The sequence below is a fragment of the Mesorhizobium sp. M1365 genome, assembly GCF_040317865.1.
GTDB lineage: Bacteria > Pseudomonadota > Alphaproteobacteria > Rhizobiales > Rhizobiaceae > Mesorhizobium.
This window is the reverse complement of the sequence record NZ_JAMYLG010000032.1, coordinates 24,775-40,176: the sequence shown is the minus strand read 5'-3', so window position 1 is coordinate 40,176 and position 15,402 is coordinate 24,775. Positions and strand designations below refer to the sequence as shown.

Sequence of the window (15,402 nt, the reverse complement as noted above, 5' to 3'; positions counted from 1 at the left end):
CCGTGAAATCCCGGTTCCTGACGGCGACATTGAGGGTCTCATTGAGGTCTGGGCAGGCGGCGCCGTAGTCGACGCTGGACGCCGTTCGCAGGCAATGGCAGGATGAGGTCGGCGGGGGCTATCCTTGGAGGATTGTCCCATGGCGCATGCCGGCAGCATCATCGACATCTATGATGACTATTACGCCGATGGAAAAGTAGCCGCAAAACGGGACATAGCTTCGAACCAGTCGGTCGGGCACATCGAAGCGATCATTCAAGGCCAGTTCTTCGACAGGATTCTTGACATCGGGGCGGGCGAAGGTGCGGTGCTGGATAAGCTGAACAGGAAGGGGCTCGGTAAGAAGCTTGGCGCCGTCGAGATTTCGAAGAGCGGCGTCGAGGCTATCAAGGCAAGAAAAATCGCCAAACTGGCCAGCATCGACGTATTCGACGGCTATCACATCCCTCATCCCGACAAGTCGTTCGATCTCGGGCTTGCCATTCACGTCGTCGAACACGTCGAACACGAACGGATGTTTCTCAGGGAGGCGGCTCGGGTCTGCAAGAAGCTGTATATCGAAGTGCCTTTGGAGCATACGCGAGATCTCAGCAAGGCCATTCGGATGTCAGGGCCGTATGGGCATATCAACTTCTACACAACCCAAACGTTTGAAAACCTTCTCAAAACGTCCGGGCTGAAGGTCGAACGGCTAAAGGTTTTTGCGCACGACCTCGCCTATGAACAGCACCTGGCTGGCGAAAAAAAAGGATGGGTAAAACACAGACTGCGGACCGAATTTCTCAGGTTTGCACCCAAGATGGCGATGCGCAGCATGGCCTACATGGCCGGAGCTCTGTGCTTAAGTCGCTGATCTAGCGGCAGCGCCGCCGATTTGCTTTGCAGGATTACCGCCAACCATACTAAAGGGCGGCACGTCTTTTGTGACGACAGACCCCGCACCAACGACCGATCCCTTGCCGATCGTTACGCCCTTGAGAATGATGACGTTGAAGCCGATAAAGACGCTGTCTTCAATCTTCACTGGCGCAATGGTGATCTTTGACCAGTCCTTTTTTCTCTGATGCCAGTCGGCGATATCTTCCTTGCGGTCTTGCCAACCCGTCGCGTGTGAGTTGTGATCGACGACTGTGGTACCCCAACTAATGATCACGTCATCCCCGATTTCGATCCTCTCAGCCGCGACGAGGTGGCTCTTGCCGATATAGGATCTTTTTCCCACGGTGATCTTTGCATCAGCGCGATCGAAGGAAAAGACGCCGTTGATGATGCATTCTTCGCCGATCGCATGCTTGCCTCGCCGCAAACTGCGGACGCTCCGCAAACTTAGCTTCGTCGCGGGACCGGAGTTGATGCCGGCTAGGCGGTAGAGGAATGATGGAACGAATGGCATATCAGTTACGGTCGAAGTGCGGCTTGGACAACCTCTCAGCGAAAGGCTGCGATTGCTCAAAGAATCTGAAATGCTTCCAATGTTGGTGTACCCCTTCGAAGAATGCCGGCGCCGCGTCTTCGAGGTCAGTATCAGGGATTATGGGTGGGATTAGTTGCCCTTCGGCTAACTGAACCGACAGCCGAAGTTGGCTGTTCGCAATAAGCAGGTCAGTCTCCATCATCCATGCGACTCCTCACGGCCTAGCTATTGCGACAAGCGGCGGCGGTTTGCAAGCTTGCAAAACGCCCGCGGCCGCCAGTCTGGACGCCGTTTTAAATCGCCGAAAAGACGTCAGAAGAATTGCTCTGCGAGGGCCGCTCGGGATGCTGTGCGCACCAACAATGGCACAGCAGGCCGACCAGAAATCCTACAACTGGGCGGTATTTCGGAATTGTCAGGGTTCATCGCCGACGCAGACCCACCGCGCCGGCGGGCTACCGTCTGCTGTCCTGCGGCTTCTGGTGAGGGTCCTGGCTTTTCGACCACCAGACAAAATACAGCGAGCCCATCTTCATCACAGGCACGCGGCGGTCGCGTTCCCTGGCCCGCAACTCACGATAGGTCTTCATCTTCAGAGTGCCGCCAGGCAACCTGATACGCACTGCCATCGGTTCAACTCCCGTTGTGCAACGCAGCAATTGTGTGCAATGCGGTAAGTAGAGACCTTCCGTTGCGGAAGAGTCAACAGCAGGATCATCAACTTATTTTGCGAGCTGCGGAGGCTTCGCGGTGCCAGGCGGGCAGGGCCGGCCGAAGGAGCTTCATCCTGGCGACTGATCATCAATCAGGCGCTGGCGGTTCGACCACCAGGTGAAATAGATCCGGCCGATCTTGAAGACGGGTATGCGGCGGGCGCGTTCGCGGTCGCGCAATTCGCGGTACACCTTCACCTTCAGTGTGCCGCCAGGCATCCTGATACGCACCGCCATCGATTCCGCCACCCCATTGTGCAATGCAGCATCAGAGACCTTCCGCTGCGGAAGAGTCAATGCCTGCCCGCTGACTATTTCTGGGACTAGTCGAGCGGTCTTGAGGTTTGGGCGCACGCGGCGGTTCCCGATCCCGCACGGGGGCGCCAGTGCCAGTCGGGATCGTCGGGTGCGCGGGCTATTTCCTGGGCGAGGATTTTCTGGGCGAGGATGGGCGATCGGACACGCCGCTCGGCCACCAGATGACGAAGTAATTGCCGACCTGCCAAACCGGCACCTCGCGGTTCTGCTCGCGGCGCCGCAGCTCGCTCCTTTTCTTGATCTTCAAGGTGCCGCCCGGAAGCCTGATTCTTATCGTCACGTGTCCTCCCGCTAAAGCTACGAACGATAGACGGGAACAGTTTCATCCCGGCTAGGCAATTTCATTCAGCCCGAGCAATTTCGGGGCCGAAAACGCAGCGCGCCTGACCGCAGCGATATCGCCGGAACCGGCTTCATTTGAAGAAATCCGCAATGCCGTTGATGGCCAGCACCGCATAGACGATCGGTCCGGCGATAAACGCACAATAGAGACAGAGGATCGCCGCCAGCACCGCGAGCAACGGCTTGTCGCGAGCGACGGCGCGGAGCTCGGACTTCACCGACCAGCGTGCCGCAGCGGTTTGTTCATCATCAGACATGTGCACCATCCCGCGGCCATTTCACACGGCGGGTCGAAAACATCAACCTTGCTTGCCACATCGGCGCGGGCTGCCGCCAAATTCTGCTTTGCCGCCGCGCATCTGCTTTTTCAACCTCAAAACCTTGCCCGCAAGGGCGGAAAGGACTGCCCATGGACATGACGTTCAGGGGCGCCGCCAGGCGCCTCGATGATATAGACTTGCCGAAACTCGGCGCCCGGATCGGCGTCGGCGAGGACGAGATGCACGCGTTCCTCGATGTTGAAACCAGCGGGCACGGCTTCGACGCCGTTGGCCGGCCGGTCATCTTGTTCGAACCGCACGTCTTCTACCGCAACCTGTCGGGTGCCAAGCGGGCACAAGCGGTAGCCGCCGGCCTCGCCTATCCGAAGTGGGGCGCAAAGCCCTATCCCAGGGATAGCTACCCACGGCTCAGAGCAGCTTGTGCGATCGACGAAACCGCGGCGCTCAAATCCGCTTCGTGGGGCTTGGGCCAGGTTCTCGGCGAGAATTTCATGGCGGCAGGCTTCCTTACCGTGCAGGCGATGGCCGAGGCGATGATGGCGGACGAGGCGCTGCAGCTCGGCGCGGCGATCGATTTCATCGTCGAGAAGCGGCTCGACGACAATCTGCGCAATCATGACTGGTCGGCATTCGCCAAGGGCTACAACGGCGCCGGCTATCGCAAGAACGCCTACGATACCAGGCTTGCCGAGGCCTATCGCAAATGGTCGCGCATCAAGGACACGCCCTGGCCGTCTGCCGGTCCGGTGTCATCGGCGGTCACCCCTGCAGTCCCGCCAGAGCCCGCTAAGCCAATTGCCGTTCCCCAAGCGACCGCTACGCCCTCTGTACCTCCCGTGGCTGTCGCCAAGCCCGGCTTCTGGGCAGCGCTGATCGCCGCCATCCTCAAATTATCAGCCATCCTCAAGCTATTCGGAAGGAAATGACATGTGGACCCGGATCAAGAGCTTTTTCCGCGACAGCGAGACAATATTCTGGGCGCGGCTTCAGGCGGCCATCGGCGTCATCGCGACTATCGTCACCTATGTCGACCCGCAGGTTCTTTCGCCGGTCGTTCCGGGGGAATGGTTCCCCTGGTTTCTTGTGATCAACGGCGTTTTGACCGAGTTCCTGCGCCGCCGCCGCGCGGAGGACTTGTGATGGCAGCGCTTCTCAGCATTCTCAGCGCCATCATCGGCAACAGGGTCGTCATGACGGCATTCGCTGCTGTGGCGGGCGGCATCGGCCTTTACGTTGCCGGCGGCATCAACCGGGCGAGGAAGGAGGCGGTCAAACAGGCAGAGGCAAAAGTCGCGGCCGCCGAGGATCGTCTGGAAATGAGGCGCGAGGCCGCCGCCGAAGAGCGCAAGGCCGCCGGCATGGCCGATGCGGCAGCAAGGGCGGAGGCTGAGAAATGGGCAAGGCGCTGATCCTCTGCGTGGTGCTCGCCGGCTGCACGACAACCGCGCCGGCCGGCAATCCGCGCCAGGTCTGGTGCGACCACAACCAGCCGCGCCGGCCATCCTCCCCGGTCGTTGCCGCCATGAGCCGGCCCGAGCTCGACGAGATGAACGCCTTCAACGGGCAGGGCGCCAGATGGTGCGGGTGGACGCCATGATGCACGAATTGCTCGACGTCCTGGGCATCAAGGCGCCGGTGTTGGTCGCCGGCCTGTCCGGCGGCATTTTGCGGGCCTTGTCGCGCCATCGCTACAAGGTCCGCGAAATGGTGGCCTCGCCGATCTGCGGCGCGCTGGCGGCGGCCTATCTGACGCTGCCGGTCGTGCATTATTTCCGCGCCGCCGGCCTGCCCATTCCTTCTCCGGACGACGACACCACGACGCTGGCCGCGGCGTTCCTCATCGGCGTCTCGGCGATGTGGATCTCGGACATCGTCTTCGAGGTTATCGTGCGCCGGTTCGGGCCGGTGAAGGAGGAATAAGCCGCCCAAGCCCGCCGAAATAGTGACGTTCAGTTGGAGCCCGCCGCGCCGAAAGGTGCGGCGGGCTTTTTGCATTTTTGCTCGCATTCTGTACGATCTTTCTTTCGCGACAGGGCGGCTCGATCCGGCGCTGCCCGACCAAGATGCGCGTTAGGCATGGGAGATGGTGTCATGCTTGCCAAGGTCCAGACACAAGCGGCAGTCCTGACAGCCGGGGCGCTTCTGTTTGCCGCAACGGCCGACGCGCGGCCGGACAGCCGCGCGATGACATGCGAACAGACGCAGCTTCTGATCCAGAGGCATCGCTCTGTCGTGCTCACCACCGGCCAGAACACCTACGACCGTTACGTCCGCCAATTCGGCAATGAATGCGACTGGCCGCAGGTGCCGCGCGCCGCGTATATCAAGACGCGTGACGGTCAATGTCTGGTCTATCGCTGCCAGGAGCCGCTCTTCGACCTCCCGAATTGAAAGCAGGCGGCGGCTCATTCCTCGTCGAAAGGGCCACCTTCGCGTGCGAGATCGCGCGAAATGACACGTTCATCCGTATCGTCCGGCAAGGCCTCGTCGCTGTCCTGGTAAGCGTTGTCGTCGTCCTCCTCCGGCAGTTCGCCGCTCTTCTCGACGTCATAGCGAATATCGCCGTTTTGCGGCACGCCGTCAGGGAGGATTCTCCCGCTCCGGATGGCATCCCAGTCCTGCTGCTGGATCGTCGGGCTCTCCGTCTCGTCGTCGGTTCGTTCTTTGCTGCGCGGTTCCATCGCCGGTTCTCCATAATGTCAGCGGCCCCGAATTGGCTCAGTGGTTGAACTCATAAGTCTGGCAGCCGGTTCCGGGCCGCTGCGGTCCGCGCGCATTGCCGCACGACGGAACCAATCGCGCCGGCCCGCCTTCACATTCAGAAGATACTGGCGCGAAAGGAGCTCGACATGAGACCGCTCATTTTCTTGCCGTACATGTTAGGTGCGCTGCTGCTGGCGGTGCCGGCGGCCGCGCAGCCGGGCGAACAGGCGCAATCCGACCGCTGCAAAGTCGAGCCGCCGGACCAGAACAGCCAACAGCAGAAGCCGGCCGGCAACAATTTGTCCGATACGCTCGAGCCATGCGGTGGGGTCCTGAAGCCGCCGCCAACGGGCGATCAGGGCATGGCGGCGCCACCGCCGGATGAGGGCAAGACCCCGGTGATCAAGCCCGGCGAGGTGCCGCCACAGCCGCCAAAGCAGTAGCAGCGACGAGCGGCAACTTCGCGCCGCTCGCGCCGGCAGGTTTGTTGCACTCGCTGAGGAACATTAGCTTGTCCTAAATGTTATTTCAGACGCAGTAGATATCACCCCCCTCCGGTATCGCTGCTGATCGGGAAACCGATCGGCCCGCGTCTTGCGACGCGGGCCACCGCAAGCTCATTCGCAGTCCATTCGCCGCATCGCGCGGGCACTTCACCGCTGTTCGATTAGCCGCCACTTACGGAACAACAAGGTGGCGTGGGCGTTTGCCTAGAGGGTTCGCCGCTTCGACCGGAATGCCGCGTCGCAATTGTAAGGGCGAGGCCCGTAACAACAGGAGTAGACGATGAAAATCCACCTTGTTCCTGCTGCGGCGGGATTGGCGTTGCTTGCCGGCGTCGGCGTGGCCACCGCGGACCAGGTGATTGTCACGCCCAAACAGCAGACGGTCATCCGCGAATACGTCCACAAGCACCCGCTGGCGTCGATCAGTCTTCTGGGGGTGGAGCTCAATATCGGTTCCACGTTGCCCGATACGGTCGAGCTGCAACCGATCGATGTTCCAGACGTGCGGTACAGATACGTCGTCGTCGGCAATCGCACCGTGCTCGTCGACCCAGACACCCGCAAGATCGTGCAGGTCATCGAGTGATCGGCGTTGCCAAACCGCGAACCGGATTTGGAAGGTCATGGCCTAAATTATCAAATGAGAGCTCCATCCCGAGGGATCGGGATGGAGCCGCTGTCGTCTCGAAACAAGGAAAGGAGCCATTCCCATGCTGCCGCATGTCGAGCCGGTCAACGTGGCCGCAGCCGTCGACAAACTGCTTGCTGAACGAGGCGATGGCCTGCTGTCGATGAAGGCGGCGATAGCACTGTTGCGCGAACGCACCGGAACCGAGCGCTCGGACGCGGACCTTGAAGGGCTGATCATCAAGAAGGCGGCGCTCCTCGGGGTCGCCGTCCTGTGTGACAGAGAGGTTCAATGACGGTGTCGCCTGCCGCTCAAGACGCCGGTCGAAATTTCAGCTAGAACAAGGTTGCTTACGCATCAACCGAGCCGACGGAGGTATCAGTGACGGACAGGCAGGAACGGATTCGCCAGCGAGCACACGCGATCTGGGAACAGGCAGGCAGGCCCGACGGGGCGCATCAGCAGCATTGGGATCAGGCTACCGCCGAAATCGACGCAGAAACCGCCGCGCCGGAGACCGCCAGCCGACCGAAGCCGAAAGCACGCCAGCCTAAGCCGGCCGCCAGCAAGGACGGAAGCAAATCCAAGGCGCGACCACGTAAAGCGTGAACGCAAGCGGATTTGATTCCAACGCTGGATCTCGCGGGTGGTCGGCCCATACATCGTTCCATGATCGGCAGCAAAATCAGTCCTGACCGGTCCTGCTGCCGCAAGCCCGCGATGGCAAGCCCGATTGGCGCGGCTAACTACTTACCGCAATTGTTGTCGTTGACAGTCGGTGAAACCGTCCCGGCAGGCTTGTTGGATGCATCGGGTTGAGCTCCTTGCGGGGTTGCAGGGCAGTTTTCATCCCCATTGGAGTTCATGGTACCCGTCGTGCCCATCGTGCTGCGGGTCGTGCCAGGGTCAATACCGTTCGGCTTGGGCTGGACGACGATGCTCTTCTCGCTGCCAGGCGCATTGTTGTCCGACCCGGCGTTCTGGGCCATCGCCGCGGTCGCCAGACCGGCTGCAAGTATGGAAGCTGTCACGATTTTCGTAAGCATGTTGATCTCCATCATTGGGTTATCATCATGTGGCGACTACAGAAAAAACAACCCGGGTGATGGAAAGGTTCCGGCAAAAATGACGCAGCACAGTGAAGCAAACCCGCGCAGCGCGGATCTTCTCGGCCCCCCTTGTTCTATTACCGTAGGTAGGTTTGATGTTGTGGTTTGCTGATTAGGAATTCGCCTTCTTTGGCCGCCGACCGTCGCAACGTTCGTCTGTTGCGGCGCCATCAGCTGAGTCTCGCATCGCTTCAATTGGTAGAGGCCATCCCAAAGTAAAACTTTCGGAAAATTTCAGTACAAATTTCACGCGGCTGTTATTTGAAAATATACCATGAGGCCAGCGAGCTGATCGGCAACGAAACCGATCATCTTCTTGCAAATTAGTAGGTATGCAACCGGCGACGTCGCGGGCTGTTCAGCGCAACTACAGCAAGGAGAGTGTTATGACCACCTTAATCAAAACAATCACCGATGCGGTGGCAGGCAGCGCAGTTATTTTCATGCTCTCGATGCCCGTGAATGCCGCGGACGGAATTGCCGTTGGTGTTGGAACATCCATCGGCGGCATCGGCGGCATCAAAGCCGGCCTCGGCGCGACGGTTGGCGGTCGTGGCGGCATCAACGCCGGTGCCGGCGCGACGGTTGGCGGCAGCGGCGGCATCAAGGCAGGCCTCGGTGCGTCGTTGGGCGGCAGTAGCGGCATCAACGCCGGTGCCGGCGCGACGGTTGGCGGTTCCAGCGGAATCGCGGCGGGCGCCGGCGCATCGGTCGGGGGCAGAAGCGGCATCAACGCCGGTGCCGGCGCGACGATCGGCGGTTCCGGTGGCATTGCTGCCGGCGCGGGGGTAGGTATCGGCAGCGGCGTTAGGGCTGGCGCGGGGGTCGGGATCGGCAGCGGCATCAATGTCGGCGCCGGTGTCGGGATCGGCGGTGGTACCAATCCGAGCAATCCGTCCAACCCGGGCAGCCCTTCCAATCCCAGCAACCCCAGCAATCCCAGCTTGCCTCAGGTCGTTGCCGACATGTCGGGCGACAAATTGGCCAGGATGAAGAAGCGCTGCGTTGACGTGCTCAGCAGCGGAGGCACTTACGACAGCGATCTGCGCCAATTGTGCCTGCTGATCGCCCGCCGCTAAGGCGAATACATCGGATGAATGTCGGACCAGGCCGAGAGGCCTTCGTCCACCAAAGCTCCAGCAGTCCAAAGCCCGCCATTGCGGCGGGCTTTTTTCCGAGCACGTGGCGTCAGCATGGCGGGGGCTCACACGAGCACGCGCTCAGTGTGTTTGACGGCCAGGATCCGGCGAAGCGGACGCTTCGTCTTCCAGGGAATCCCAGCCCGCGGCGGGGCTGCTTTGCATCAGCTGAGGGCACGCAAGCTCCGCCAGATCGGTTTCCGCGTAGCCGTCGAACTCGATGGCCGCCCCGTAGAGCTGGGCTGCTTGCATGACGAGCCATTCGATGTCTTCGCGCGCAACATTCTCGGCGAGGTTCTGCAGTCGCGCGGCTTCGGCGACAGCAGTCAGATTGATGGCAATCCCGGACCGCAATACAGCCCGAACTCGGGAACTGACGTCTTCGTGCAGGCGAACCGAAAATCCGTAGCGCATGGAAAACCTTCCCTTCAGGAGCGGTTTGTCCCTCATGTTCCACGATGCGCCCAGGATTCGCGATCGGCAAGCGAAATTCCTTAAAAACTCGTTTTATGTCAAATAGTTAGCATATTTTGTTGATTGCCTATCTGACGCTTGATCCGCTTCATCTGACTTCTGCATGACTCGCTGATCCGAAGGCCTTGACGCATTCTGCTCACGTACCTAATTCTACAGAAAATTAGGAACACACTAACTCAGCTGCATTTAGGCTGGTGTGACAGGAGGCCGAGATGTCCGAACTGGAACGCCCGGAACGATTGCAGATCATGCTGACCGTCGATGAACTGGCGGCGTTGGAGAACTGGCGCTTCGACAAGCACATGCCGAGCCGGTCGGCCGCGGTACGTGAGCTTTTGAGGCGAGGTCTCACAGCCGATGGTTTCCTGACGGCGGCGCATGGGACCAAGTCGCGCGATTTCGGCATTCTGCCGCATTCTGCAGATGGTGACCGCAGCGCGGCCGACGGACCGTCCCAGAAGGAATAGCGCCGAAGGAATAGCGCCGTTTCCGCCGCGGATCGCCCGCTCTGCGACCGTGCTTCGCGTCTCTCTTGCTTCGCGATGAGCTGTGAACGTCTGGTCTGCTGACGGCTGCGAAGTAGAAGAGATCCAAAGCTCTGTCTTGCCAGACGCTCCGTAATCAGGGAGTGCTTGATCGGCATAGTGCGGGCTCGGGAATATTGCCGATGACGCTGGAATTGACGGCCGGCGACCAGTCGATGCTGCATGGCGAGCAAGGCTCGGCAGCGGCTGCCGCCATGACGATCCTGGTTGCCTTTTCGAAGGCGGTCGGCGCGCGCAAGTTGCTGGACATTGCCGGTGCCCATATAGACGGCTGCCTCTATCACGGCCAGGCCAGCCTCGATTTCGTCGAAAGGCTGATCGAGGGCGGCGGCCGCGTTCGGGTGCCGACGACGCTGAATGTCGGTTCGTTCGACCTCATCCATTCCGGATTGGTGAAGATGCCGGTGTCGCAAGAAACGCCGGCGCGACGCCTGATGAAGGCGCATCTGGAACTCGGCTGCCAGGCGACCTTCACCTGCGCACCCTATCAGACCCGGTTCCGGCCAAGGTTCGGCGAGCAGATCGCCTGGGGTGAATCCAACGCCATCGTCTTTGCCAATTCGGTGATCGGCGCGCGGACCAACCGCTATGGCGATTTTATCGATTTGTGCTGCGCAATTACCGGGCGCGCGCCGGCATGGGGGCTGCATCTGAGTGAAAATCGACGAGGCCAGGTCCTGTTCGAGCTGACTGACGCTGCTTTCGAGCCAAGCGACGCTCTGTTTGTCGGCGTCGGGCTGATCATCGGGCAAAGGGCTGGCGACCGCATCCCTGTCATATCGGGCCTGCCGCAGCCGCGCGACGAGGACCAATTGAAGGCGCTGGGGGCGGCGGCGGCAACGACGGGTGCCGTGGCGCTGTTTCATGCCGTCGGCATCACGCCGGAGGCGAAGACGCCGGATGAGGCGTTGCACGGCCTGGCGCCGGAGGAAAAAATCCGGATCTCTCGCGCTGACATCCACCATGCGCTGGCCAGGCTGTCGAGCGTTCCCGACGGCGTGCAGCTCGCAGCCGTGTCGTTAGGCACGCCGCATTTCTCCCATGAAGAGTGGATGCGCCTGTTGCCGCTGCTGCGCGAAGTCGGTCCAGGCAAAGGTGTCCCGATCTATGTCAACACAGGGCGCGCGACGCTGACGCGGCTGCAGGACGAAGGCGCACTGGCCGGCATGGAAGCCTTCGGCCTTGTCCCGGTCACCGACACCTGCACCTATGTCACGTCGATCCTCGAGCGTCTCGATGGCGTGGTGATGACCAATTCGGGCAAATGGGCGCATTACGCACCTGGCAATATCGGTGTCTCGGTGGCCTTCGGTGACATGGAAGACTGCGTCCGCTCCGCTGCGGCCGGCCGCGTCGTGCGAGGCGCGCCATGAAGACGCCGGCCAGAACCGGTACATTCCACCTTTCCGGCTCGGCACAAGGCCCAGCGCTGGTGCTTTCGCAGGCGCTCAGCTTCTGGGGCGGGATCGACGTCGAAACGGGCGACATCATCGACCATTCGCATCCGGACCTGGGCGGCAATATCGCCCGCAAGATCCTGGTGATGCCGAGCGGGCGAGGGTCGTCGTCCTCGTCTTCGGTTCTGGCCGAAGCGATCCGCAGAGGCACGGCGCCGGCCGGCATTATCCTGGAGCGGCCGGACCCGATCCTTGCCGTCGGCGCCATCGTTGCCGAATTCCTCTACGAAATCAGCATGCCGCTGGTTGTCTGCGACGTGTCAGGCATTGTCTCCGGCGACCGGATCGCAATCGGTCTGGGCGAAGATGCGCAAGCGATGGTGAGCAAGCTCTAGCCGGCCATCAGTCCCGCCGCGCCCCGCCGCCAGTAGGCTGCCGCCAGTGTTTCGTTGCGGCCGAGCGCCAGCGTGCCGCGCCAGTGTTCGCGCACCGTCGTGGCGGCTGCCGCTTCGGCCGCAAACCAGCCGAATGCCGAACCGGTCGGCCATGCGACTGACCGGATGGCGCGCGCCAGCCTGTCGTCGAGCCCGGCTGGCACCCCATTTCTCGGCAGCCAGTGCACCTCTATTCCGGTTGCGTTGTCGACGACCTGCCGTTCGCCATCGTCGGCGATCTCTATGAAGGCCACGCCTTTGGTCTCGGCGGGCAGCGTCTCCAGCATGCGAGCCAGCGCCGGCAGGCCGGTTTCGTCGGCGCCCATGAGATACCAGGACGCCGGTCGCACCCGACGGCCGACCGGCCCCATCATGCCGATCTTCATGCCGGGCGCCGCCTGCATGGCCCAGCGGGCGCCGACGCTGTCGCCGGGGTGGATGAGGAAGTCGACCTCGATGATGCCCATTTCGACGTCGAGGGCCCGGATGGTGTAGACGCGCGCTGCCGGGCGCCTGTCGTCCGAGGGCCATGCCGGGAGGCCATTGCTGCCGAGCACGGGCCAGAGCGGATCGGGGACGTCCCTGGTCGGAAACAGCATGCGGATATGCATGCCGCCGAATTTCGCAAAACGAGAGAGATCCTCGCCGGCGAAGCGGATGCGGCGCATATGCCGCGTCAGGTCGCCGACTTGGGTGACGACCATCTCACGGAACTGCGCGAGGCGGGTTTCTTCGGCGAGATCGCCGGTCCAGACGATCTCGGGACTTTCTTCCTTGGCATATACCTCTACGGCGGTGGCCAGCAGGTCCTTGATGCGGGCCAGCCCATCGCGGTCGGCGGCGTTGGCCCGCATCACCAGCCGCTCCATGTCAAGGGACGCGTCGCCGAAGGCGAAGCGGAAGTCGAGCCGCTGCCCCTCCCGCGAGGCATCGGCATCGAAGCTCTGCAGCCTGTCGCTGATGCGGTCGATGTAATGCGGCAGGTTGCGCAGGTTCAAGCGCGCTTCGCAGGCCAGTCCGCTCACTGAAGCTTCCCTCATTCTCAACCTCCGATCCTGCCTGTGAGCGCCACCTTGAAGGTGCGGCCCTTGCCCTGTTCCGTCGCCGCCGTCGTCGACCAGGCGCTTTGCGGGTCGGTGTAGGCGGTGTTGAAGACGTTATCGACGCTGAAATCGAGCTTGGCGTAGTCGTTGATGCGCCAGTTGGCAAAGACGTTGACCAGGTCGAAGCCGTCATCGACCACGACCGGCGCGTCGGGATTGGTGCGGCTTGTCCGGGTGATCTTGCCGACGCTGAGATATTGCGCACCGACGGTGAGCTGGTCTTCCAGCATGCGGAAGCCGACGGTCGCCGAGAAGCGGTCGAGCGGCGTGTTGTTCAGCGTCTGGCCGGAATAGACGCCGCTGACGACCTTGGCGTCGATCAGGGCGCCGGCGAGGTTCGCGAACCCCCAGCCATAGTCGTAGACGGCTTCGGCCTCGATGCCCTTCAGCCGCGCGTCGCCGATGTTGATCGCCATCCGCGGCAAAACGGTGAGGTCGACGTCGATATAGTCTTCGACGGCGGTGTGGAAGACGTTGACCTTGGCACGAAACAGGTCGCCTGCGGCCAGCACATCGTCATATCTCAGATTGATCCCGGCTTCCCAGTTCTTCGCCGTTTCGGGCTGCAGAAGCAGGTTAGGCTGGTAGCTGTCGCCGCCGCCATGCGCGCCGCCGCCGCGATAGACGTCCTGCAGGCCTGGTGCCCGGTAGCCTTCCGAATAGGTGCCGTAGAGCTGGAAGCCATCCAACGGCGTCACGCCGACGGTGAGGCGAGGCGACCAGCGATCGCCCGAAATCGAGGCTTCCGCCGGCGGCACGGTCTTCGTTTTGCCGTCGAGCTGGTAGCCGTCATAGCGCATGGCGGCGATGAGCTGCAGCCAGTCGCTGTAGTCGCCCTGCCATTGCAGGAAGCCGCCATAACCCTGCTGCTCGCCCGAACCGAAATGCGCGGCCTCCGACGTGGCCTCCAGATAGTAGTAGTCGAGACCGTAGGTGAGGGTATGTGCCAACTCCCAGGCGTCGAAACGCGAGGAGTTCTTCAGGTTGAAGCCGGTCGTGGCGACGTCGTAATAGCGGAAGTTGCCGATCGCCGTTGCCGGCCAGACCTGCGTCTGCTCGGCGCGCGTGCGGTTGTGGTATGCGTTGACACTGAGGTCGATCAGTTCGTTGTCGTCCGGCCTCCACATATAAGCAGCCGTGTAGGTCTGGTTGGTCGTGTCGGTGTCGTAGCGGCTCAGTGTTGGCGAGGTCGAGCCGCTCGATCCGGTGATCTGGTCATTGTAGCGCTGCAGGATCGCGCCGAGCTTGAGCTCGTGGCCGTCGGCCGGCCGCAGGGTCGCCTTCATATAGCCGCTGGTGATGCTCTCGCCGGTCCATGGCACGGCGTCGCCATTGCCATCGGTGTAGCTGTCGCGGTCGCGATAAATGAGGTTGCCGATGATGTCGGCGTCGTCGCTGAAACGGTAGGCGCCGGTGGTGCTGGTGGTGAAGCCGTCGCCATTATCCTCATTGCCCAGCTTCTCGCTCAGCGCCCAGCGCTCCTCCTGCTTGAGGAAATCGCCGGCATCCCTGGTTTCGAAGGAGACAACGCCGCCGATGCCGCCCGAGCCATAGGCGTTCGAGACCGGGCCGCGAATGACGGTCGCTTCCTTGATTAGTTCCGGCTCGACATAGAACGAGCCCGAGCCGTGGCCGACGCGCCAGTAATCCTGGCGGGCGCCGTCGAGCGTCACCACCACGCGGCCATATTGTTCGAGGCCGCGAATGTTGATGGCGGTTGCCGGATCGTCGCCGTTCATCGAAGCGGCAACGCCGGGCGTGGTGCGGAACATGTCGGCGGCGGTGTCAGGCTGGATGCGTTCGAGCTCTTCCTGATCGACGGCGCTGATGGCGGCCATCGATTCGATAATCGCCGTCTTGATCATCGTCGCCGAGATGGTGATCAGGTCGAGCACGGTCGGCTCGTTCTGCCCAGTTCTAGCCTGCTGGGCGACCTTGACCGGCCGGTCGGCCTTGGCGGCGGCGCCGTTCTTCTCCGGCTTCTGCGCGGCGGCCAGCGGCGCGGCACACAGGCCGAGCGCGAAGGCGAGCGCGGTGCTCGCCATCAAGGTCTTGTTGCTTGTCTGTTTCATGCGTGCAGCCCCGGGAAAAGCAAAGATTGCTGGCGGCGGCCGTTGGCCCTGGCTGGCATGATGGAGAAGCCTCGACACACGGGCCGGGCAGGGATACTTATTAAAACATGATGATAATAGTCAATTTAATTTTGCAGGTCTGAGCCTGATCGAAGATTCTCGGTCGGACCCTTGATCTGGCCGCCAAAATCTCGCCCGAGCGATTATGAATTTGTGACGCA

The 15,402-nt window shown here is 61.8% G+C and carries 25 protein-coding genes; 15 read left to right on the top strand and 10 right to left on the bottom strand.

What is annotated here, in order from left to right; all coding sequences use genetic code 11:
• Nucleotides 1–139 precede the first annotated feature (139 nt).
• The gene (locus NKH04_RS25265) at nt 140–853 is read left to right on the top strand and encodes a class I SAM-dependent methyltransferase (protein ID WP_352819314.1); all 714 of its coding nucleotides are present in this window, start codon (nt 140–142) and stop codon (nt 851–853) included.
• Here the strand turns inward: NKH04_RS25265 and NKH04_RS25260 are convergent.
• The 5 genes from NKH04_RS25260 to NKH04_RS25240 form a co-directional block, all read right to left on the bottom strand.
• Nucleotides 842–1,393: an acyltransferase gene (locus NKH04_RS25260; protein WP_353045155.1), complete on the bottom strand. Its 552-nt coding sequence runs from the start codon at nt 1,391–1,393 to the stop codon at nt 842–844. The two genes, NKH04_RS25265 and NKH04_RS25260, sit on opposite strands and share 12 nt — an antisense overlap.
• 476 nt (nt 1,394–1,869) lie before the next feature.
• Nucleotides 1,870–2,043, bottom strand: coding sequence for a hypothetical protein (locus tag NKH04_RS25255; protein ID WP_352452704.1), 174 nt, complete (start codon nt 2,041–2,043; stop codon nt 1,870–1,872).
• Nucleotides 2,044–2,196: 153 nt separating this feature from the next.
• A complete protein-coding gene (locus NKH04_RS25250; protein WP_352922172.1) occupies nt 2,197–2,364 on the bottom strand; it encodes a hypothetical protein in 168 nt (55 codons plus the stop codon).
• A 178-nt stretch (nt 2,365–2,542) separates the two neighbouring features.
• The gene (locus tag NKH04_RS25245) at nt 2,543–2,725 is read right to left on the bottom strand and encodes a hypothetical protein (protein ID WP_352491000.1); all 183 of its coding nucleotides are present in this window, start codon (nt 2,723–2,725) and stop codon (nt 2,543–2,545) included.
• A gap of 133 nt (nt 2,726–2,858) precedes the next feature.
• Nucleotides 2,859–3,044, bottom strand: coding sequence for a hypothetical protein (locus NKH04_RS25240; RefSeq protein ID WP_352474196.1), 186 nt, complete (start codon nt 3,042–3,044; stop codon nt 2,859–2,861).
• A gap of 152 nt (nt 3,045–3,196) precedes the next feature.
• Here NKH04_RS25240 and NKH04_RS25235 point away from each other — a divergent pair, with 152 nt between their 5' ends.
• The 6 genes from NKH04_RS25235 (at nt 3,197) to NKH04_RS25210 (ending at nt 5,459) form a co-directional block, all read left to right on the top strand.
• On the top strand, nt 3,197–3,994 hold the full coding sequence (locus tag NKH04_RS25235) for an N-acetylmuramidase family protein (protein WP_352922170.1): 798 nt from the start codon (nt 3,197–3,199) through the stop codon (nt 3,992–3,994).
• A 1-nt stretch (nt 3,995) separates the two neighbouring features.
• A complete protein-coding gene (locus NKH04_RS25230; protein WP_352474200.1) occupies nt 3,996–4,208 on the top strand; it encodes a hypothetical protein in 213 nt (70 codons plus the stop codon).
• Nucleotides 4,208–4,477 carry a hypothetical protein gene (locus NKH04_RS25225; protein WP_352773023.1) on the top strand — a complete coding sequence of 90 codons (270 nt, stop codon included), beginning with the start codon at nt 4,208–4,210 and terminating at the stop codon, nt 4,475–4,477. Before NKH04_RS25230 ends, NKH04_RS25225 begins: the two co-directional genes overlap by 1 nt.
• Nucleotides 4,462–4,665 carry a hypothetical protein gene (locus NKH04_RS25220; RefSeq protein ID WP_352491004.1) on the top strand — a complete coding sequence of 68 codons (204 nt, stop codon included), beginning with the start codon at nt 4,462–4,464 and terminating at the stop codon, nt 4,663–4,665. Before NKH04_RS25225 ends, NKH04_RS25220 begins: the two co-directional genes overlap by 16 nt.
• Nucleotides 4,665–4,988: a hypothetical protein gene (locus NKH04_RS25215; protein ID WP_036245970.1), complete on the top strand. Its 324-nt coding sequence runs from the start codon at nt 4,665–4,667 to the stop codon at nt 4,986–4,988. The genes NKH04_RS25220 and NKH04_RS25215 overlap by 1 nt, the downstream gene beginning before the upstream one ends.
• 171 nt (nt 4,989–5,159) lie before the next feature.
• Complete coding sequence (locus NKH04_RS25210; protein ID WP_352474206.1) at nt 5,160–5,459, top strand: hypothetical protein; 300 nt, start codon at nt 5,160–5,162, stop codon at nt 5,457–5,459.
• A 14-nt stretch (nt 5,460–5,473) separates the two neighbouring features.
• Here the strand turns inward: NKH04_RS25210 and NKH04_RS25205 are convergent, their stop codons facing one another.
• Entirely contained in the window at nt 5,474–5,749 is a 276-nt protein-coding gene (locus NKH04_RS25205; protein ID WP_352474207.1) for a hypothetical protein, read from the bottom strand.
• Between the two features lie 168 nt (nt 5,750–5,917).
• Between NKH04_RS25205 and NKH04_RS25200 the strand changes: the two genes are divergently transcribed.
• From NKH04_RS25200 to NKH04_RS25185, 4 genes are all read left to right on the top strand, one after another.
• The gene (locus tag NKH04_RS25200) at nt 5,918–6,214 is read left to right on the top strand and encodes a hypothetical protein (protein ID WP_352474209.1); all 297 of its coding nucleotides are present in this window, start codon (nt 5,918–5,920) and stop codon (nt 6,212–6,214) included.
• 343 nt (nt 6,215–6,557) lie between these two features.
• Nucleotides 6,558–6,863 carry a DUF1236 domain-containing protein gene (locus tag NKH04_RS25195; protein ID WP_352474210.1) on the top strand — a complete coding sequence of 102 codons (306 nt, stop codon included), beginning with the start codon at nt 6,558–6,560 and terminating at the stop codon, nt 6,861–6,863.
• Nucleotides 6,864–6,987: 124 nt separating this feature from the next.
• A complete protein-coding gene (locus tag NKH04_RS25190; RefSeq protein WP_352452715.1) occupies nt 6,988–7,200 on the top strand; it encodes a hypothetical protein in 213 nt (70 codons plus the stop codon).
• 86 nt (nt 7,201–7,286) lie between these two features.
• The gene (locus NKH04_RS25185; RefSeq protein WP_352474214.1) at nt 7,287–7,514 is read left to right on the top strand and encodes a DUF2934 domain-containing protein; all 228 of its coding nucleotides are present in this window, start codon (nt 7,287–7,289) and stop codon (nt 7,512–7,514) included.
• Between the two features lie 137 nt (nt 7,515–7,651).
• Here NKH04_RS25185 and NKH04_RS25180 read toward each other — a convergent pair whose 3' ends face one another.
• Nucleotides 7,652–7,966 carry a hypothetical protein gene (locus NKH04_RS25180; protein ID WP_352922166.1) on the bottom strand — a complete coding sequence of 105 codons (315 nt, stop codon included), beginning with the start codon at nt 7,964–7,966 and terminating at the stop codon, nt 7,652–7,654.
• Nucleotides 7,967–8,346: 380 nt separating this feature from the next.
• On the opposite strand from NKH04_RS25180, the gene NKH04_RS25175 reads away from it, so the two are divergent.
• Nucleotides 8,347–9,093 carry a hypothetical protein gene (locus tag NKH04_RS25175; protein ID WP_502896519.1) on the top strand — a complete coding sequence of 249 codons (747 nt, stop codon included), beginning with the start codon at nt 8,347–8,349 and terminating at the stop codon, nt 9,091–9,093.
• A 141-nt stretch (nt 9,094–9,234) separates the two neighbouring features.
• Here NKH04_RS25175 and NKH04_RS25170 read toward each other — a convergent pair whose 3' ends face one another.
• Nucleotides 9,235–9,567, bottom strand: coding sequence for a hypothetical protein (locus tag NKH04_RS25170; RefSeq protein WP_352922165.1), 333 nt, complete (start codon nt 9,565–9,567; stop codon nt 9,235–9,237).
• Between the two features lie 275 nt (nt 9,568–9,842).
• On the opposite strand from NKH04_RS25170, the gene NKH04_RS25165 reads away from it, so the two are divergent.
• From NKH04_RS25165 to NKH04_RS25155, 3 genes are all read left to right on the top strand, one after another.
• Nucleotides 9,843–10,097 (top strand): hypothetical protein, encoded by a 255-nt coding sequence (locus NKH04_RS25165; RefSeq protein WP_352474222.1) that lies wholly within the window; start codon nt 9,843–9,845, stop codon nt 10,095–10,097.
• A gap of 200 nt (nt 10,098–10,297) precedes the next feature.
• The gene (locus NKH04_RS25160; RefSeq protein WP_352922163.1) at nt 10,298–11,548 is read left to right on the top strand and encodes an aconitase X; all 1,251 of its coding nucleotides are present in this window, start codon (nt 10,298–10,300) and stop codon (nt 11,546–11,548) included.
• Nucleotides 11,545–11,967: an aconitase X swivel domain-containing protein gene (locus NKH04_RS25155; protein ID WP_352474226.1), complete on the top strand. Its 423-nt coding sequence runs from the start codon at nt 11,545–11,547 to the stop codon at nt 11,965–11,967. The genes NKH04_RS25160 and NKH04_RS25155 overlap by 4 nt, the downstream gene beginning before the upstream one ends.
• Here the strand turns inward: NKH04_RS25155 and NKH04_RS25150 are convergent.
• Complete coding sequence (locus NKH04_RS25150) at nt 11,964–13,046, bottom strand: SIP domain-containing protein (protein WP_352541118.1); 1,083 nt, start codon at nt 13,044–13,046, stop codon at nt 11,964–11,966. The genes NKH04_RS25155 and NKH04_RS25150 overlap by 4 nt on opposite strands.
• Nucleotides 13,047–13,048: 2 nt before the next feature.
• Nucleotides 13,049–15,181, bottom strand: a complete 2,133-nt coding sequence (locus NKH04_RS25145) for a TonB-dependent hemoglobin/transferrin/lactoferrin family receptor (protein WP_352771395.1) — start codon at nt 15,179–15,181, stop codon at nt 13,049–13,051.
• Nucleotides 15,182–15,402: the final 221 nt, after the last annotated feature.